Origin of the sequence: Streptomyces rishiriensis (assembly GCF_003112535.1) — a bacterium.
Taxonomy (GTDB): domain Bacteria; phylum Actinomycetota; class Actinomycetes; order Streptomycetales; family Streptomycetaceae; genus Streptomyces; species Streptomyces rishiriensis.
Map to the genome: position 1 here is coordinate 186,272 of NZ_BEWA01000011.1, position 19,153 is coordinate 205,424.

The following is a 19,153-nucleotide window of genomic DNA, read 5'->3' on the forward strand; positions in this document are numbered from 1 at the left end:
GTGGGAGCCGGGGCGGGCGGCCCCGGTCATCGGTCGTCGCCGTCCGCGCCGTCCGCGCCGTCCGCGCCGTCCGCCGAGCGGAGCACGGCGTGTCCGTACGCGCCCGTCGCGGAGACGGCGTTGACGAGGGCCCGCAGGGGTGCGCCCGGTGCGACGGGCGTCCAGGGCCGGGCCGTGTCGGCGACCGTGAGCCGGGTCCAGTCGGGCAGCCCGGTGCGCCGGGGCGCCACGGCGGTCGGCGCCAGCGTGCGCTCGCGCAGTTGCAGGAGCACCTTGGTGAGCTGGGACAGCCCGGAGGCCGCCTCCAGATGGCCGATGTGCGGTTTGACGGTGCCGACGAGCAGGTCCCCGGCGCTGCCGGGCGGGCGCAACGCGGTGAGCAGGGCGTCCAGTTCGGCGGCGTCGGCGAGCAGCGCGCCGGAGGCGGCGCACTCGGCGTAGCCGATGTCCGCCCCGCCGAGCCCGTGCCGGTGCAGCATGCGGGTGAGGGAGCGGGCGAGCGGGTCGGCGGCGGGCATCGCGAACGGTCCGGGCCGCCCGGCCGACCCGGTGCCGGTCGCCTCGACGACCGCGTGCAGGACGTCGCGGCGCTCCACGGCGTCCCGCAGCGGGCGCAGCAGCAGCGCGCCCGCGCCCTCGCCGGGCGGCCAGCCGCCGTCCTCGGCGCCGAAGGCGCCGGCCGACGGACGCTCCGCCGCCAGGCCGAGGTCGCTCAGCAGCGCCAGGTGGTAGGGGTGGGCCACCACGTTGACGCCCGTCACCAGGGCCGCGTCGCACTCCCCCTGGTGCAGGCTGGTCACGGCCAGGTGCAGGGCGGTCAGCGAGGAGGAGCAGGCGGTGTCCACCGCGACGGCCGGGCCCTCGAACCCGAGGCAGTGCGCGATGCGCGCCGGGAGGTCCGAGGCGGCGCCCGCCTGGCGGGCCGCCGCGCCCTGCCGCCACCGGGCCTCGCCCAGCTGCCGGTGGTCGTGCCACATGGTCGCCGTGAACACCCCGACCCGCTCGCCGTCCCGGGTGAGACCATCGGGTGTGTGGCCGGCGTCCTCCAGGCACTGCCACACCACCGGCAGCAGCAGCCGCAGTTGCGGATCCAGGCCTTCGGCCTCCTGGGGCGAGATGCGGAACAGGCGGCCGTCGAATCCGTCGTCACCGCGCAGATAGCCGCCGTACGGCCAGGTCCGCGCCCGGTCCGGCGCGGCGCCGGCGGCAGCGGCGAACGCGGCCAGCCGTTCGGCGGGCAGCGGGCCGAGCGCGCGGCGACCGGAGCGCAGGATCTCCCAGAACTCCTCCAGGCCGTCCGCGCCCGGATAGCGTCCGGCGGCGCCGATGACGGCCACGTCCGCCGGAGCCGGCCGGACGGTCGTCCTGGCCTCGGCGGCGGCGTGCCGCTCCCGGACCGGCCGGACGCGCGCCGGGGACTCCTCGGACTCCTGGGACTCCTGGAGCACCTGCGGCTCCCGCGGCTCCTGCGGCAGCGGGCCGGCGAGGAAGGCGTGCAGCAGCCGCTGACCGGGGTGCAGCCGGAAGGCGTCCCGGACGCGGTCGAAGGCGAGGCTTCCCACCGCGCACAGCCCGACGCCGCTCTCCCGCTGCCCGCCCATCAGCAACTGCCCCATGTAGCCGGCCTCGACCGCCAGGTACAGCTCCGACTCCTCGCCGTACAGCGGCTCGATGCCGCGCGGCTCGGAGATCAGGAACACCCCGAACGCCGCACGGTCGAAGACGGGCCGGTTGTAGGAGAAGTGGACGGTGCGGTCGATCCCGGGCTCGGCGCTGACGCGTTGCAGGACGTGGTCGTCCGGGCGGTGGTAGTACAGGCCGCCGGGGACGCCCTCGACCGCGCCCGGTTTGATGTGCAGGTAGGTCTGTACGGCGTAGGTGTCACCGGCGGACGCGTACAGCCGGCGCGGGCCGGCGCCGGCCGGACGGGAGCGCAGGGCGGCCATGAAGCGCAGGAAGCCGTCGTGCGCGAGCGGGCCGTCGGCGAAGTCCCGCCGGGTGGCGCGCTCCAGGTACCGCTCGGCCGGCGGGAGCGGGCCGTCGAGCACCAGGAGCGGTTCGTCGTCGGAGTGCCGCCGCAGGTGCCAGGCACCCGACTTGAAGCGGTCACGGTCCTCGGCGGAGAAGAACTCCACGCTGTCCGGGGCGCTGCGGGCGTCCGGTGCTGCGGGCTCGGGGAGGCGCTCCTCCTCGGCCGCCGGCTCCGAGGCGGACTCGGCCCGGCCGCCGCCGCCCGCGAGATGGCGGGCCATCCCGGCGACGGTCGGCTCGGCCAGCAGGGCCGAGACGGGGACACGGCGGCCGTAACGCGCTCGCAGCGCCGAGGACAGCTGGGCCAGGGTGAAGGAGGTCGCGCCCTGGTCCCACAGGTCGAGCGTGGGGTCGAGTCCGGGCACGTCGATCAGTTCGGCGAGCAACGAGCCTATTTCCTCGGCCAGTCGCTCGGCGGGCGGAAAAGCGGAGCCGGGTCCGGACCCGGGACGCTCCGTCGCCGCCTGCACGGACGGAGAGACCGCCGTCGCTGATTCCGCCGTCGATGATTTCGCCGTCAGTCGTTCCGCGGTCGGTGATCCCACCGTCAGTCGTTCCGCAGTCGGTGATTCCGCAGTCAGTCGTTCCGGCGTCGGCGGTTCCGGCTCGCCGGGCGCGGGCAACGGCCACGGCAGGGCGTCCCGGTCCAGCTTGCCGTTGCCGGTGGCCGGGAAGGACGGCAGGAACGCCGCGAAGTTCGGGACCATGTAGTCGGGCAGGGTCCGGGCGGCGTGGGCGCGCAGTTCGGACACGGACGGCCGGGCGGCCCCCGGTTCGGCGAGCAGGTACGCGACCAGACGCCGGTCCCCCGCGCCGTCGGCCCGGGCCACCACCACCGCGTCGTGCACGGCCGGATGGTTGCGCAACCGGTGCTCGATCTCGCCGAGTTCGACGCGGAAGCCCCGGATCTTCACCTGGTGGTCGCGGCGTCCCAGGAAGACCATGACTCCGTCGTCGCGGAAGGCCGCCCGGTCCCCGGTGGCGTACATGCGGGAGTCCGGGCCGCCCGCGAACGGCTCGGGTACGAACCGCTCCCGGGTCAGTTCCGGCTGTCCGTGGTAGCCGAGGCTGAGGCAGTCGCCGGCGATGTAGAGGTCGCCCTCCTCACCGACCGGGCAGGGCTCCAGACGCTCGTCCAGGACGTAGTAGCGGGCGTTGTCGATCGGCCTGCCGTACGGGATGCTGCGCCACTCCGGATCGATGGCGCCGACGGCGTACCAGTTGGACCAGACGGTGGCCTCGGTGGCGCCGCCGAGACTGATCACCCGAGCCCCGCCGAACACCGCGCGCACGTCGTCGGGCAGGGACAGCGGGATCCAGTCGCCGCTGAGGAAGACCAGCCGCAGATCGGCGGTGCCGGGGTGTCCGCGATGTTCCCGAAGGAGCGGCGCGAGCCGGGCAAGGGTGGTGGGCGCGGAGTTCCAGAAGGTGATCGGCTCCCGCAGCAGGGCCGCTGTCAGCAGCTCGGGGTCACGCTGCTCGGCCTCGTCGGCGACGTACAGGCCGGCGCCGTAGGCGAGGAGTCCGAGGATGTCGAAGACGGACAGGTCGAAACCGAGGGAGGTGACGCACAGCCCGGTGTCGTGCGGACCGAAGTCGAAGGTGCGCCGGCACCAGTCGAAGAGGTTGTGCAGGGAACGGTGCGCCACCGTCACGCACTTGGGCCGCCCGGTGCTGCCGGAGGTGAACAGCCGGTACGCCACCGAGTCCGGGCCGGTGACGGGCTCGGGGTCGCCCGGGTCGGGCAGATCGGAGCCGGTGATCCCGGGTGCGTCCAGGTCGAGGACGCTCATGCCGTCCGGCGCCTGCGGGCCGGGGTCGTCCGCCGTGACCAGCAGGTGCCGGGCGCCGGTGTCCCGGAGCATGCCGTGGGCGCGTTCGCGGGGCAGCGAGGGGTCGACGGGGACGTAGGCGCCGCCCGCCTTGAGGACCGCGAACACGGACACGGCGAGCGCCGGCCCGCGCCGCACGGAGATGCCCACGGAGTCGCCTTCGCCGACGCCCGCCCGCCGGAGCCGGTGCGCGACCAGGTTGGCCCGGCGGTTCAGTTCGCCGTACGTCATGGCGCCCTCGCGCCAGCGCAGCGCCACCGCGTCGGGGCGGCTGTGCGCCTGCCGCTCGAAGAGCAGGTGGACGGGGCCCTCGGCCGGGTAGGGGCGGACGGTGTCGTTGAAGGCGTACAGGAGCCGGTCGCGCTCGGCGGGGCCGACGGCGCCGGCCGTGGCGGCGCTCTCCCACGGCCCGCCCCGCGCACCGTCGGCGTCCGGGTCGCGTTCCGCGGCCAGCGCCGTGAGCAGGGCGACGTAGTGCTCGAACGCCCGGTCCAGCACGCCGTCCTCGAACCGCTCGTCCAGCGCGTCCCAGGCCAGGTGCAGGGCGGCTCCGTCGTCGACCGTCACGCAGTCGAGGGCCACGTCGGTGGTGGCCGTGCCGGCGGGGCCCGGACGCATGCCGGCCGGCAGTGGACGGGCGGACACGTCGAGCACCGTCGTGAACACCACGGGATGGTCGAAGTCCGTGTCCCGGCGGCGCCGCACGACGAGCGAGCGCATCTCGGCGAGACCGGCGCCGCCGCCCCGCTCCAGATCGGCGGTCAGCTGCCGGTGGCAGGCGCGGGCGAGGGCGGCCGGGTCGGTGCCGGGCTGCGGTGAGCGCGTCCAGGTCAGCTCGGTGAACTCCGCGGGACGCCGCTCGTCCGAGCCGGTGAAGCAGACCACGGGCAGCGCGAACGGCTCGTCGTACAGGGTGCCGAGGACGGTGCAGTAGGCGGCCAGCACAGTGGCGTCGAGGCTCACTCCGTGCCGGTCGGCCCATGCCGTGAGGGCCGTGCGGTCGGTGAGGAGGTGTTCGCGGCGCCGGGGGCGGGAGGGGCCCTGCGCCTCCCGCAGCGGCGGCCCGGCCGGGAGGTCGGCGAGCCGGTCCCGCCAGTGGGCGCGCGCGGCGTCGGACACCTGCCGGGGCGCCCGGGTCAGCCGGGTCGGCACGGGCGGGGCGCCCGCGGGGTCGGCGTACCGGCGCAGCAGATCACGGGCCAGGAGCACGATGCTGCGGGCGTCCCCGACCAGCAGGTCGACGGACAGGTGGACGGTGGCGGGTCGTCCGGGCGCCCGGACGACCCTGAGGTCGGTGTGCCCTCCCCGGCCGAGCCCGAAGGGCCGGTGGGTCATGTCGGCGCGTACGGCACGGTCGACGGCGTCGGCGTCGGCGCCCCTGGGGACGTCCAGGACCGGGATCCAGGCGTCCGCCGGGGCGGTGGGCAGCACGCCGAGCGTGCCGTCGGCGCCGGTGCGCAGACGCAACGCCTCGTGTGCGGTGACGAGTTCGTGCCAGGCGTCGCGCAGCCGTGCGACGTCCAGGTCGTCCACATGGAAGCTCTGGTGGTACTGGCAGCCGCGGTCGGTCCGTCCGTCGAGCCGGGCCACGAGGTACGCCTGCTGGAGGTCCCGGGCGGCCGGGGCGGTGTCTGGCGCCGGTTCGCACAGTCCTTGCAGCAGCCGGCAGAAGCGGCCGAACAGGGCGTCGGGCGTGCCCGGCGGGAAGAGGGCGTCGGCGGTGTCCCAGCGGAAGTCCAGTCCGTCCTCGCGCTCCCGCATCTGGTGGTCGAGCGCGATGCCGGAGGTCTGACCGACGACGTACCGCTCGTGGTCGGTCATGCTGCCCCGCCCGGCGCCCTCGAACGTCAGGTCCAGCAGGCTGGTGAAGACGACGGGCAGCGCGGGCGCCTCGGTGCCGTGCGCGCGCAGCTCGCGCAGCACCTCGACGCTGCCGACGGCCGAGTGGGACAGCGCCTCCCACACCCGCTGGTGGGTGGCGCGCGCGGCGTCGTCGAGGGGCGGAGCCGGGGTGTGCGCGTCGATGACGAGCAGACATCCGGAGGTGTAGGGGCCGACGAGGCCCTCGGCGGCGGACGGCAGCCGGGGCCGGTCCGTCGTGGTCAGGACGAGGGTGAAGGGATCGTCCGCACCGGCCGGCGCCAGGGCTTCGGCGAAGGCGGTCAGCACGAGCGAGGTGGGTGAGACGCGCAGTGCGGCGGCCCGCGCGCGCAGGCCCGCCCACTGGACGGCGGTGAGCCGGGCACGGCGCGGGGTGCGCAGATGGCCGTCGAGGCCGGGCGGCGGCGGGGGTGGTTCGGCGAGCAGCAGTGCGGGGCCGCCGGGCAGGCCCTTGAGGCGTTCGGCGGCCCGCGACAGGGCGGCCCGGTGGGCGGCGCAGTCGCGGTGGCGGGCGAGCGCGTCCAGGGTGTCGCGGAGGCTGAACGGGACGTCGGGCAGCCGGTGGCCGTCGTCCGTGTAGGCCTGCCACCAGTGGTGCAGGAGCAGCTCGGTGCCGTGGGCGTCGGTGACCGTGCCGTCGAGGCTGAGGTGGACCACGGCGCGTCCGGCGGGCTCCCGGCAGATCTCGACCTGGAACGGCGGCCAGTGGCCCGGCGGGTACCGGTGGTGGGACAGCCGGCGGCGCACGGCGCTCGCCTCGGTCTCCAGCGCGTCCGCGTCCGCCGTCTCGTGGACGACCGGTCCGGGTACCCGCACGCTCTCCTGGACCCGCTGGTTGCGTCCGACGCCGGTGAGCCTGAGGGCGTCGAAGTGCTCCACGAGCCGCAGCCAGGCCCGCGCCAACCGGTCGGCGTCCAGCCCGTCGACGGCGAACTCGTGGTAGTGGTGGCAGCCGAAGGCGTCCGGATCGAGCTCCGGGTACTTGCCGACGACGTACGCCTCCTGCATGGGGGTCGCCGGGACGGGGTCGTGACGTGATCCGGGGTCCGCCACCACGTCCACCGGGCCGGCGGCGCCGGCGCCGTCCTCGCCGTCACCACGGTCGATCCGGTCGGCGAGGTCGCGCGGGGTGCGGCACTCCAGGAGCCCCGAGAGGGGCACCTCCGTGCCGAACTCCGTCTCGATCTCCAGCATCAGCCGCACGGCGGCGAGCGAGGAGAGTCCGGCGTCGGCCAGTTCGGTGTCCGGGCCCACCGGGCCGTCCTGGCCGACCAGGGGCTCCAGGATGCCGAGCAGTCGTTCACAGGTGGTGCCGGCGGTCAACTCGGCGGATGACACGGGGACGGGCTCCGCGGGCTTCAACGATCCCCCTCGTCTCGGTGTTCGGTCTCAGCGGTGCCGGTTCACCACTGCCAGCGGCCCAGCACCGGATACGGCGGCTGGAGCATGGGGTGGCTGTCGTCGTGCGAGGCCTTGGTGGTGAATCCGGCCGCCTTCTCGACGTTGCTGGTGAACGCCTTGCGGAAGCGGTCGTCGTCGGGCAGCCCGACCTCGTCGGCCGCCCGGAGCATCAGGGTGACGAACCGGTCGCTCTGCTCCGGCGTGATCCGCATGCCGACGTGGGCCCTCAACAGCGCGATGAATCCGCCGAGTTCGTCGGTGTAGCGGGCGGGCCCGCCGAGCATCTCGGCGAGGAAGGCGGTGAGGTGGTCGGCGTGGTACGGCGATCCGGCACGGAACAGGTCGCCCAGCAGCGGGTCCTCCAGCACCATGTGGTGGAAGTGCTCCGCCAGCCGCCGCAGTTGCTCTTCACCGCCGACGTGCTCGTACATCGTCGTCATGCGTCCGCCCTTCCGTGTGCCGCTCCGCCAGCGGGGACGGTACGCGGGAGCGCCGGAGACCGGCTGCTCAACTTTGTGCACGCCGGGTGCGGCCCGACACGGCAGCCGGGCGCGGCAGCCCGACACCGACCCAGCGGCCGGGCACGACGGCCGGCAGCGGCAGCGCGGGCGGCTCGCCGTCCCGGAGCCATCGCCGCGGGGAGCGGATCGGGTGCCGCCCCCGCGCGTGCGGTTGTTGACCCGGTACCGAGGCTGGGATTTCATGACGTCCATGTCTGAGGGAGCGCGGAAATCGCCGGATCCGGTCCTGTTCGTCGCCACGCAGGAAGAGTGGGAGAAGTGGCTGGAGAAGAACCACGAGGACGTACCGGGGATCTGGTTCCAGATCCCGAAGAACGGCTCGGGAGTCGACGGCGTGGACTACGCGCACGCCCTGGAGTCGGCCCTGTGCTACGGCTGGATCGACGGGCAGAAGAAGAAGCTGGACGAGGAGCACTGGCTGCAGCGCTTCACCCCGCGGCGGCCCGACAGCAAGTGGTCGAAGGTGAACCGGGAGAAGGCCGCCGAGCTGATCAAGAGCGGGCGGATGCGACCCTCCGGTCTGCGTGAGGTCGAGAAGGCCAAGGCGGACGGCCGCTGGGAGGCGGCGTACGCGTCGCAGAGCAAGGCGACGGTGCCCGACGACCTCCAGGCCGCGCTGGACGCGGAGCCCGGGGCCCGCGACTTCTTCGCCACCCTGGACAGCCGCAACCGGTACGCGATCCTGCACCGGGTCGAGGACGCCAAGAAGCCGGAGACCCGGGCGGCCCGCATCGAGAAGTTCGTCGCCATGCTGGCACAGGAAAAAAAGCTGTACTGAACCACCGCGGCTCCCCGACGCCACTCCCGGCCTGCCCACCGCTGAGCGCGGATTCAACCGTGTGAGGCGGACCGGGCGGTGGTTTGTCGTCTCGACAGACTTGCGGGTCCGCTTCGCGGTCACCATCCCTGTTGCTGCGACCGACGAACGGCCATGACCGACCGACAGACAGAGCGGGATGCGGCGCTCACCTCTGTGAGGCCTCGAAAGCCTCGCGAATGGCCGCAGGGATACGACCGCCATCACTTACGAGGTAACCATTGGTGCGTGCCCAGTGGCGTATCGGATCGTCTTCCGGACGGGGATCGAGATCACGGGGTCCGGCGGCCGTGCCAGGTCCCCTCGAGTCACCCGAGGAGACCCCCTCCAGCCGGTCCGCTGTCTCTTGGAAATAGGCGAACAACGAGGCGTAGACCCCTTCCTCCGGGCCCTCTGCCTCGGCCCATGTTCCGATGGTTCCGCTGAGCGTGTCCAGAAACGTCCCGTAGAGACCGTCGCGCTCCGCGGCGATCGGAACCCACTCACGACGCCAGAACGGATGGCCGGGGTCTGAGGAAGACTCCATTTCCTCCCATCCCGTCCGGCTGAGGTAGACCCGCTGAATGTCCGTCAGGCCGAGAAGGAGGTGGCCCCCGGGTAGGGGTATCTCGCACCCCAGGGTCACCAGGCCCGATGAGGCGGCGGGGCGCCTGCCGGCATCGATGTCGTTCGCCAGCAGCCACTGCCGCATCTCCCCCGGCAGCTCCAGACCCATGCGCATTTCGGCTTCCCTGACGGCCCGCTGGCTCCCCGGGCCGCCGAACGCGGCGAGAGTTTCCGGGTCGTTCCGCTCAAGCCACGCGGTGACCCGGCCCCAGGCGTCCCGCACGTCACCTGCTTCGTGCGTCGGAGCGTTGCTCACGTGCGGTCTCCCATCCGGCAGGGTGCGCCCATTCCTGGAGCACGCTCACCCACGTCTTCGACCGTTGAGGCTAGTTGCCCGATCGTGACGAGGGGCCGCCGGAACACGATCTGCCGGCAACCGGTCAAGATCCCCGTGATGTTGACATCCTCCTCAGAGGTCGTGTCATGTGGTGCGCCGATATTCGTCCCAGTGGGCGTGGGCGTTGCCGACTTCGACGACGGCCCCACTGCGGGCGGAAGCCGGATGCCCGGACTCCGAGGGTGTGGCGGTCGACCACGTGGAGAGGAAGGCGCCGGCGGGGACTGCTACTGCTGGGGAGGTTCCATGGCTGTGAGCCGCCGCCGCGTACGTTCTGCGTCCTCGGTGCGCCCGAGCTGCTCCAGGATGTCGACAGGCGTCCTCAGTGAGGCCGCGAGCATTCCGGCGAATGCCCGGGGGTGGTTTCTGCCAGCCGGCTGAACAGCTCTGCCGCTTCCTGCGCCGCCGGAAGCGCTCCGGGCAGCACCTGATCGCCGTCCGTTCCCAGACATGCCAGGAACAGAAGCAGGGCGGTCACCGCTTCGGCCTGCCTCCCCACCTCGGAGAGGCCGACACCGAGCTTGGTCAAGGCCGCGGCCTCGCCGGGTCGGTCGCCGACCGTGTGGTCGGCGGCCCGGGTGAGGAAGCCGACGGCCTCCCCGCACCGACCCGCCCCCCGTGAGGACGCCGCCGATATTGCCCAGCACCACGGCTTCGCCGTTGCGGTCGCCGTCGGCGCGGAAGAGAGGCCGTGAGGATCACGACGGTCGGCCCCGGCTGTACGTCGAGCCGGCTTTGCATGGCCCGCGACGTGGCCGTCGCGGGCTTCGACCCGTCGTCAGGTAAAGCTCGGTGCTCGACCAGTTCGTCCACCCCTACCGGCAATCGCCCCACGAACAGGCATATTGCCGGACAGAACAGAACGGCACAGCCGAAAGCCGTAAATGATCGCCGGCGTCTTCGACTCGCGCCCCGGATCACGGGACGCAGCTGCGAGGGTCCGGCCCACGGGCTACCACCTCCCGGACGACCGTACCCGGACCCCCCTCACGTACGAACGCACATGCCAACCTGACAGATCAAGGTTCCGGCTGATGCGATCTGACAGCAGACCATCCCCTTGCATCTGCGGCACTATGATCGGTGCATGCACACCTACCGGGCAGGGCAGGGCAGGGCCGCCGGATCATCCCCGGGCCGGCTCTCGCGGTCTGCGCCCGCGGGACGCACCGGGCGGAACGGGAGTCCACCGACTCCTCGGCCCGCAACCGGTTCCCGAGCCCGGTGTTCCGGCGATGGCCGTGATCAAGTCGACCGACGTCGTCGTCGAGAGACCGTGGACAAGGTCGCAAGACCGAAGCCGAGTCCGTCAGGACCAGAGGGAGTTCACCCGTGATGACCCGTTCCGTGCGCCGGACCCGCCGGACCCGCCGGATGCTGCAGGCGACCGGCGTGAGCGCCGCCGCGCTCCTGGCCCTGAGCGCCTGCTCGTCCTCCGACGACTCCTCGTCGACGAAGTCGGACTCCTCCGCTTCGGCGTCCTCCTCACCGAAGCTGTCCGGGACGGTGACGGTCTTCGCCGCCGCCTCGCTCAAGGAGAGCTTCACGACGCTGGGCAAGGAGTTCGAGAAGGCCCACCCCGGCACCGAGGTCACCTTCAACTTCAGCGGCAGCGACACTCTCGCGGCGAGCATCACCGGCGGCGCCCCCGCCGACGTCTTCGCCTCCGCCAGTCCCAAGACGATGGCGATCGTGACCGACAAGAAGGACGCTGTCGGCACCCCCGCCACCTTCGTCCGCAACCAGTTGGAGATCGCCACCCTGCCGGGCAACCCCGACAAGATCTCCTCTCTCAAGGATCTGACCGGGTCCGGTCTGAAGGTCGTGCTGTGCGACAGGAAGGTGCCCTGCGGCGCCGCCGCCCAGAAGGCGCTGGACGCCGGGAAGCTGAAGCTCACCCCGGTCTCCTACGAGGAGGACGTCAAGTCCGCCCTCAACAAGGTGGTGCTGAAGGAGGCCGACGCCGCCGTCGTCTACAAGACCGATGTGAAGGCGGCGGGCAGCAAGGTGGAGGGTGTGGAGTTCCCCGAGTCCGCGAGCGCCGTCAACGCCTACCCGATCACCCTGCTCAAGGACGCGCCCAACGCCGAGGCGGCCAAGGCGTTCATCGCGCTGGTGCAGTCCGACGAGGGCCAGAAGGTCCTGACCGAGGCCGGATTCCTCAAGCCGTGACCGTGGCCGACGGGTCCGTCGGGGTCGTGCAGGACGCTGCGGGTGAGCCCGATCAGGAGCCGCGGGTCCCGGCGGCGCCCACCGCGGGGGCTCAGGCTCGTCAGTCGGCGGTCCGGGGCACGCCCAGCCCGAAGAACGTGCGGTAGGAATCCACCTGACCGGTGAGCATGTGCATTCCGTGGTGCACCTGGTGGCCCTGCGCGGCAGCCTCCCGCAGGAGGGGTGTTTCTCTCGGCTTCATGATGATGTCCGCCACCACGCTGCCGGGAGGCAGGGCCTGGGGCGCGAACGGCAACGGGTCGTCGGGACGCAGCCCGAGCGGCGTGGCGTTGACGGCGATGTCCGTGTCGTGCAACGTCGGTTCGGAAGTGGCACGGACGCGGCCCGGCCAGTGTTCCGCCAGCCGCTCGACGAGCGCGGTCAGGCGAGGCTCGTCCGGATCGGAGACGGACAGACTCTTCACCCCCGCGGTGAGCAGGGCCGCCGCGATGGCGCTGCCCGCTCCGCCCGCGCCGGCCAGCGCCACCTTCCTTCCCCGAGGAGAGTGGCCGGACCCGACCAGGCCCGCCACGAACCCCGAACCGTCGAAGTTCGCGGCGAGCCATGCGCCGTCGGGCTCACGCCGCAGGGCGTTCGCGCTGCCGGTTATCTCCACCGTGCGGCTGCGACGGTCCGCCAGGTGCGCGGCGGCCGTCTTGTGCGGGACGGTGACGAACAGGCCGTCCAGATTGCCGACACGCTGCAGACCACGGACCACGTCGACGAGGTCGTCGCGCCGCACATGCACGGGCACCAGCACCGCGTCGATGCCCAGCCCGGCGAAGACCGGGTTGAGCAGCCCGGGCGACTGGACCTGGGTGACCGGGTCGCCCAGAACGGCGTACAGACGGGTGGTTCCGCTGATGGGGCGCGGGTGATCGGTCATCATGACCCTTCCTCGTGCTGGACGGTGCTGCGCGGGCGGCAGTTCTCGGCGGCCGGCGGACGTCCGCGGCGTGGGCGGCGATCGGCGGACGTCCGCGGCGGTCGGCGGGAGAGCCCCGACACGGATGAGGAGCTCAGCCGACGAAGATCAGATCTTCTTGGCCACGTAGTGCCGGTAGCTGTCCACCGGCGGCATGAACTGCGACGGCAGCACGCCCATCCTCTTCAGCAGCCGGGTGGAGCCGCTGTCGGTGTAGCCGGCGAAGGAGCCGCCCACGGCCTCCGGGCCGACCCGCTTGGCCATGTGCCGCTGGATGGCGCCGACCCGCTGCTCCCGCAGCGCCTTGTGGAAGGAGCCCTCGGGGGACAGCCGCCCGTGGATCGCGGCCCGCACCTGGGGCGAGATGTCACGGTCGAGCACCCACTCCAGACCGAGGTCCTGCTCCTGGAGCTCCTTCAGGAAGGTGTGGCGCTGCGTGGTGTAGAGGTCGACGTGGGTGAAGTAGCCGCCCGGCTTGAGCACGCGCGCCACCTCCTTCAGGAACTTCTCCAGGCTCGGGTAGTTGTGCGCGCTCTCGATGTTGACCAGGACGTCGACCTCGCCGTCCTCGAACGGCAGGTTCTCCGCGTCGCCCTGGACGTAGCGCAGGCCCTTGCGGGACAGCGAGGCGTTGGCCCGCCTGATGGCCTGCTCCGACAGGTCGAGGCCGATCATGCTCTTCGCGTCGACGACGCGGGAGAGGAAGTTCAGCCCCTCACCCAGTCCGCAGCCGACCTCGAGAACGGACTTGTCCGCGTAGTCGTCCAGGTCGAGCGGCACCTCCCTGAGGGCGGCGAAGTACAGCTCCTCGGAGAAGCCGTCCGTGTCGTAGTCGAGGAAGCCCGGAATACGGGCGCTGATCTCCTTGGCCACCTGGTCGTCGTGGTAGCCCCAGTTCCACAGGATGCCCTTCTTCGACATCCGGGCCTGCAGGTCGTAACTGGTGGAGATGTTCTTCTTGTGTGCGCCCTCCTTGGCGCTCTGACCGCCCTGATCATTCGTCAGGTTGATCTCGTTGACGCTCGTGAACAGGCCGTACATATCTTCGCGCGCACCCATGTGCGTGTCCTTTCTCGTGGTGCTTCCCACAGAGCGGGAAATTCTTCTGGGCCTGGGTTTCTCAGTCGGCGGCCGGGACCGGCGCCCCCAGCGTGCGGGCGAGTTCGTCCACCAGTGCGCCCAGCTCCCCGGGCCCGTCCGCCGCGCCGAAGACCGTGAAGTCGGGGCGCACCAGCACGGCCGTCGCGCCGTTCTCGGCCAGGTACGGCAGATAGCGGTCCTCGATGTCGACCACGGCGCCGGGACCGGGCGCTCCCGGTTCCGTTCCCGCGGGCAGCACGTGGGCGCAGCGCGTGCCGAGGCCGTCGAGGAAGGCCCGCCGCCGGTCGTCGAGCAGCGCCGCCGGATCGTCGGCGGCCAGCAGGACGAAGCCCAGGCCGACGATCTCGTCGAGCAGCCCCTCCCCTTCGGCGTCCGCCACCCTGGCCTGTGGGAACAGGGTGCCGGCGGGCCTGACCGGTGTGCCGTCGCCGGTCTGCCGGAACAGGCCTTCGTCGAGGGGGATCACGGTCGACATGGGCAGTGCGGCGGCGCCCTCGCGGTCGCGGGCGGCCAGCATGATCGCGTCCCGGTCGGCGGCTGCCGCGGGATCGGTCACACAGATGACCTTGCCGAGTCTGACCGACGTGGTGATGGCGTTTTGGACGTGCGCCCGTCGCTCGGCGGTGTAGGTGTCGAGCACGGACTCATCGGCGAGACCGCGCAGGGCCAGGTCGAGCTTCCACGACAGGTTGGCCACGTCCCGGAAGCCCGAGCACATGCCCTGCCCGGCGAAGGGCGGCATGAGGTGTGCGGCGTCCCCCGCGATCAGCAGCCGGCCCTTGCGCCACTCCCCCGCCCAGCGGGCCTGGAAGGTGTACACGGCGTGCCGTTCGAGCGTCGCGTTGTCCGGACGGACGGCGAACATCTCCAGCATGCGCCACAGGGTGTCGGCGCGCTTGAGCTCCTCGATGTTCTCACCGGGCAGCCGCATGAACTCGAAGCGGCGGTGCCCCGGTCCGGCCGACACGGCGGTCCGCGGCCGCCCCGGGTCGCAGATCTGCAGGTTGTTGGGGCGGAAGTCGCGCGGCTCGTCCAGTACGACGTCGCAGATCAGCCAGTCGTAGAAGAACCCGAGGTCGGTGAGGGAACTCTCCATGGACTCCCGGACGAAGCTGTTGGCCCCGTCGCACCCGACGACGTACCGCGCGGTGAAGGTGTGCTCCCGCTCGTCGGCGTCCTCGGAGATCACCTCGACCAGGTCGCCGCGGTCGTCGAGTTCGACGACCTCCTGTCCGCGGACGACCCGCAGGTTCGGGAATTCGGCGCCCCGCTCGATGAGCGTCGCCTCGAGTCCCGGCTGGTACATGGCCGTCGCCTGCGGCCAGCCGCAGTGACCTTTCGCGGCGCTCTCCATGTGCAGCAGGGTGTCGCCCGCGGCGTTGCGCCAGGCGTAGTCCCGTGAGTTCTCCCCGAACTTGTCGAGGAAGGGCCCGATGCCGGCGGCCGCCAGGATACGGGCGGCCTCGTCGTCGAAGCCGACGGCACGCGGCATGGGGTAGGGCTGCGCCCAGCGCTCCACGACCGTGACCCGCCAGCCGTGCCGGGCCAGCAGGATCGCCAGCAGCTGGCCCACCGGTCCGTAGCCGACGACGGCCACGTCCGTGTCGGTGACGGCGTCCGCCCCGGTTCCGGCATCCGCCGTCCGTGTCTCCACTGTCATCTCCGTCCGGTCCCGTCTCAGCCGTTGCCCGTGCCGGCGAGGATGTCCTTCACCACGCGTTCGAACTCGGCCTTGTCGATCAGGGTGCGGACCGTCTCGTGACCGTTCTCCACGGTCAGCAGCCGCCTGCCGGTGAGGACGAGCTGCCCGTTGTCGGTGGCACGTCCGCGCAGCACGGTCCCGGCGAACAGCGAGTCCTTCACGATCTGTTCGGCGGCGGAGTCCCGCGGGCTGTCCCAGTCGGAGACGGCGCGGGCGGTCAGCTCGAACCGGTACACCGACCGCCAGTCGCCGGTGGCGGCCCTGCGTTCCAGCACGTGATGGGCGCCGTCCGCCGTGAGCCGGTAGGAGCAGCCGAACTGGTGCTGCACCTCGTCGGTCACCCGCAGCGGCTCCAGATACGACGGCCCGGCGAAGCCCACGTCGACCAGCCAGGTCTCCCCGTCCAGCCGCACACTGGCGAAGGTGTGCTCGAAGTCCGGTCCGAACTGCCCGTTCGGCCAGCGCTGGGACGCGGCCAGGATCGAGACGTCGTAACCGAGTTCGGTCAGGAGCCTGCGGAACAGGCCGCTCAGGTCGTGGCACACACCGCCCGCGCCCTCGACGACGATCGCTTGGAACGTGTCGTCGACGTCGATGTCGACGACGTTGCGGAAACCCGTGAAGCTCTTGATGAAGTGGCTGCTGTCGTAGGCCAGCGACATCAGGTGCCTCTTGTGCAGCAGGCGGAGCGTCTCGGCACTCGGCGCGGGCACCTCCGTGACACCCAGACGGCGCAAGTAGGTCTCGACCTCGAACATCCGGTTACTTCCCCTTCTCGATGTGGTCCCACTTGGCCAGCAGCTCGCGCAGCCGCGAGACGGCCCGCGCGCGCGACGCGTCGTCGTGCAGTGCCGGAGCCAGCGCCGACTCCAACTTGTCCATCTCCTCGGCGACTTCCTCCGGTGTGACGGCGAGTCCGGGTTCGAGGGCCTCGAGCAACAGCTCGGCGATCATGCCCGCGGTGGGGAAGTCGAAGATCAGGCCCTGCGGCAGGTCGAGTCCCGACACACGGCGCAGACGGTTGCGCAGTTCGAGACCGGTCAGCGAGTCGAAGCCGATGTCGAGGAAGGCGACCCCGTCCTCGACCGCCGTCGAGCCGGTGGCGTGACCGAGCACCCGTCCGGCTTCCACCAGCACCAGGTCGGTCAGCGCCGTCAGCCGCTCCGGTGGCGACAGCGGCAGCAGGCGCGCCCGCAGCGCCTCCCCGTCGTCCCCCGGCTTGGCGCCCCTGTCACCACCGGTACCTGTGCCGGTACCAGTGCCGGCGCCGCTGCCGCTGCCGCTGCCGCTGCCGGGGGCCGTGAGAGCGGCGACCTCGGGCAGTTCCCGCAGCAGCGGGCGCTCCCTGGCCACCGTGTAGGCCGGCACGAACCGCGACCAGTCGATACCCGCGACCACGAGGTGCCCCTCGCCACGCGCGATCGCCTGGCCCAGGGCCTCGACCGCCAGGTCGGGCCGCATCAGCTCGACGCCGACCTCCGCGAACTCCTCGGCCACCGTCTCGTCGACCATGCCGCCGCCGGCCCAGGCGCCCCAGGCCACGGCAGTCGCCGACCGGCCCTGGGCGCGCCTGCGAAGCGCGAGGCCCTCGACGAAGGCATTGGCGGCTGCGTAGGCGCTCTGCCCCGCACCGCCCCAGACGGCGGCGCCCGAGGAGAACATCACGAAGGCGTCCAGCGGACGGTCGGCGAGCAGGGCGTCCAGGTGGACCGCACCGGCGATCTTCGCCCGGCCCACCTCCGCGAACTCCGCGACGCTGCTGTCCGGCAGCTGCACAGGTTCCTGTGCGGCGCCCGCCGTGTGGAAGACGGCGGAGACGGGCACGTCGGACGGGACCGCCGCGATGACCTCGGCGAGCGCGGCCCGGTCGGTGACGTCGCAGGCCGCGACGGTGACACGGGCGCCGAGCGCGGTCAGCTCCGCCTCCAACGCGTCCGCCCCCTCGGCGGCCGGGCCGCGGCGGCTGAGCAGCAGCAGGTGTTCGGCGCCCCGGCCCGCGGCCCACCGCGCCAAGTGTGCGCCGATGCCCCCGGTACCGCCGGTGACCAGGACCGTACCGCGGGGCGTCCAGGGCTCCCCGGACACCGCGCCACCGCCACCGGCACCGGCACCGGCACCGGCGGACTCGGCACGGACCATACGGCACGCGTACGCACCCGTGGCCCGGATCGCCACCTGGTCCTCGCCGTGCTCTCCGCAGAGCACGGCGACCAGCCGGTCCAACGCCGTCCCGTCGGGCTCGGCGGCCACATCGACGAGTCCGCCCCAGGACCTGGGGTGGTCGAGGGCCAGGACCGTGCCGAGTCCCCAGACCATGGGCTGCGTCGCGCTGTCCGCCTCCCCGTCCTCCCGGACCGCGACGGCCCCGGAGGTCAGGCACCACAGCGGGGCGCTGACGTCCAGATCCTTGAGCGACTGGACGAGGGTGACGGTGGCGGACGTTCCCCGTGACAGCGTGGGGTGGTCGGCGTCCGGCCGCTCGTCCAGGGGCAGCAGGGACACCACTGCGACCGGTGCGGCCCCCGCAGTGTCCAGACCGGCCCGGACGAGTTCCGCCCTGATCAGTTCCGCCAGGCCGTTCCGGTCCTCACCGTCCACGTCCACCCGTACGACGCGACCGCCGTGGGCGGTCAGCGCGCCGCCCGTGGCCTCCGCCATCGCGTCGGCCTGCCCCGCGGGCACCAGCATCAGCCAAGTGCCGTCGGCGACGACCGTATCCGGCGACGACGCGTCGGTTATCGGCCGCCAGTCGATCCGGTACCGCCAGCCGTCCAGCACAGCCTGGTCACGGTGACGGCGGCGCCACGAGGACAGGGCGGGCAGGACGCCGTCCAGGACGGACGCGTCGAGCCGCAGGGAGTGGGCCAGCGAGTTCGCGTCGCCACTGTCCACGATGTCCCAGAAAGCCGCGTCGACCGGATCGGCCACGGTCTCGGCGACGGCCGGTCCGTCGCCCGCGATCCAGTACCGCTGGTGTTGGAAGGCGTAGGTGGGCAGGTCCACCCGCCGGGCTCCGGTCCCGGCGAACACCTTCTCCCAGTCCACCCGCACACCCCGGGCATGCAACTGCCCCAAGCTGCTCATCAGCGCCCGGTCCTCCGGCATGTCCCGCCGCAGAGAAGGCACGCAATCCCCGGCCACCATCCCCGACAGCACACCGTCAGGACCCAACTCCAAGAACGTCGACACCTTCTGCTTTCGCAGCGCCTCGACACCGTCGTGGAACCGGACCGTGCCCCGCACGTGCTCCACCCAGTACTCCGGCGTGCACAACCGGCCCGCCTCCGCCACTTCACCGGTCAGATTCGACACCACCGGCACAACCGGCTCGTGATAGGCGAGTGCGGCCGCGACCTGGCGGAATTCCTCCAACATCGGATCCATCAACGCCGAATGGAACGCGTGCGAGACCCGCAACCGCTTGACCCGACGATCCCCCAAGCGGGCCACCACCTCCGCGACGGCGTCCTCGGCGCCCGACAGCACCAACGACGTCGGCCCGTTCACCGCCGCGACACTCACACCCTCGCCCAGCAAAGGCCCGACCTCGTCCTCCGCCGCCTCGACCGCGAACATCACCCCACCCGACGGCAGAGCCTGCATCAACCGACCCCGCGCCACCACCAGAGCCGCCGCATCCTCCAACGACCACACACCCGCAACGAACGCAGCCGTCACCTCACCGACCGAATGACCCGTCACATAGTCGGGACGCACACCCCACGACTCCGCCAACCGGAACAACGCCACCTCGACGGCGAACAGCGCCGGCTGCGCAAACCGCGTCT

General features: G+C 72.2%; 11 protein-coding genes. 2 read left to right on the top strand and 9 right to left on the bottom strand.

Translation table 11 applies throughout. The features are described 5' to 3' along the window. Positions 1–26 precede the first annotated feature (26 nt). On the bottom strand, positions 27–7,082 hold the full coding sequence (locus Sri02f_RS19275; RefSeq protein ID WP_218029886.1) for an amino acid adenylation domain-containing protein: 7,056 nt from the start codon (positions 7,080–7,082) through the stop codon (positions 27–29). A gap of 65 nt (positions 7,083–7,147) precedes the next feature. Beyond that, positions 7,148–7,585, bottom strand: coding sequence for a group II truncated hemoglobin (locus tag Sri02f_RS19280; protein WP_109002558.1), 438 nt, complete (start codon positions 7,583–7,585; stop codon positions 7,148–7,150). A 271-nt stretch (positions 7,586–7,856) separates the two neighbouring features. On the opposite strand from Sri02f_RS19280, the gene Sri02f_RS19285 reads away from it, so the two are divergent. Further along, the gene (locus tag Sri02f_RS19285) at positions 7,857–8,444 is read left to right on the top strand and encodes a YdeI/OmpD-associated family protein (RefSeq protein ID WP_109002559.1); all 588 of its coding nucleotides are present in this window, start codon (positions 7,857–7,859) and stop codon (positions 8,442–8,444) included. Positions 8,445–8,631: 187 nt separating this feature from the next. Here the strand turns inward: Sri02f_RS19285 and Sri02f_RS42070 are convergent, their stop codons facing one another. Both Sri02f_RS42070 and Sri02f_RS41270 read right to left on the bottom strand, forming a co-directional pair. Beyond that, complete coding sequence (locus Sri02f_RS42070; RefSeq protein ID WP_174855667.1) at positions 8,632–9,345, bottom strand: Lsr2 family DNA-binding protein; 714 nt, start codon at positions 9,343–9,345, stop codon at positions 8,632–8,634. Between the two features lie 403 nt (positions 9,346–9,748). Beyond that, complete coding sequence (locus Sri02f_RS41270) at positions 9,749–9,955, bottom strand: hypothetical protein (RefSeq protein WP_159106746.1); 207 nt, start codon at positions 9,953–9,955, stop codon at positions 9,749–9,751. Positions 9,956–10,761: 806 nt separating this feature from the next. Between Sri02f_RS41270 and modA the strand changes: the two genes are divergently transcribed. Further along, the gene (modA, locus tag Sri02f_RS19305) at positions 10,762–11,598 is read left to right on the top strand and encodes a molybdate ABC transporter substrate-binding protein (RefSeq protein ID WP_109002561.1); all 837 of its coding nucleotides are present in this window, start codon (positions 10,762–10,764) and stop codon (positions 11,596–11,598) included. Positions 11,599–11,698: 100 nt separating this feature from the next. Here modA and Sri02f_RS19310 read toward each other — a convergent pair whose 3' ends face one another. From Sri02f_RS19310 to Sri02f_RS19330, 5 genes are all read right to left on the bottom strand, one after another. Next, positions 11,699–12,526, bottom strand: coding sequence for a shikimate dehydrogenase family protein (locus tag Sri02f_RS19310; RefSeq protein ID WP_245970688.1), 828 nt, complete (start codon positions 12,524–12,526; stop codon positions 11,699–11,701). Between the two features lie 144 nt (positions 12,527–12,670). Further along, entirely contained in the window at positions 12,671–13,621 is a 951-nt protein-coding gene (locus tag Sri02f_RS19315; RefSeq protein WP_109002562.1) for a class I SAM-dependent methyltransferase, read from the bottom strand. 61 nt (positions 13,622–13,682) lie between these two features. After that, positions 13,683–15,323 carry a bifunctional 3-(3-hydroxy-phenyl)propionate/3-hydroxycinnamic acid hydroxylase MhpA gene (gene mhpA / locus Sri02f_RS19320; protein WP_109002563.1) on the bottom strand — a complete coding sequence of 547 codons (1,641 nt, stop codon included), beginning with the start codon at positions 15,321–15,323 and terminating at the stop codon, positions 13,683–13,685. A 17-nt stretch (positions 15,324–15,340) separates the two neighbouring features. Beyond that, positions 15,341–16,123, bottom strand: a complete 783-nt coding sequence (locus Sri02f_RS19325) for an arylamine N-acetyltransferase family protein (RefSeq protein ID WP_109002564.1) — start codon at positions 16,121–16,123, stop codon at positions 15,341–15,343. Positions 16,124–16,127: 4 nt separating this feature from the next. Further along, the coding region (locus tag Sri02f_RS19330; RefSeq protein ID WP_159106747.1) for an SDR family NAD(P)-dependent oxidoreductase at positions 16,128–19,153 on the bottom strand (3,026 nt) is incomplete at its 5' end.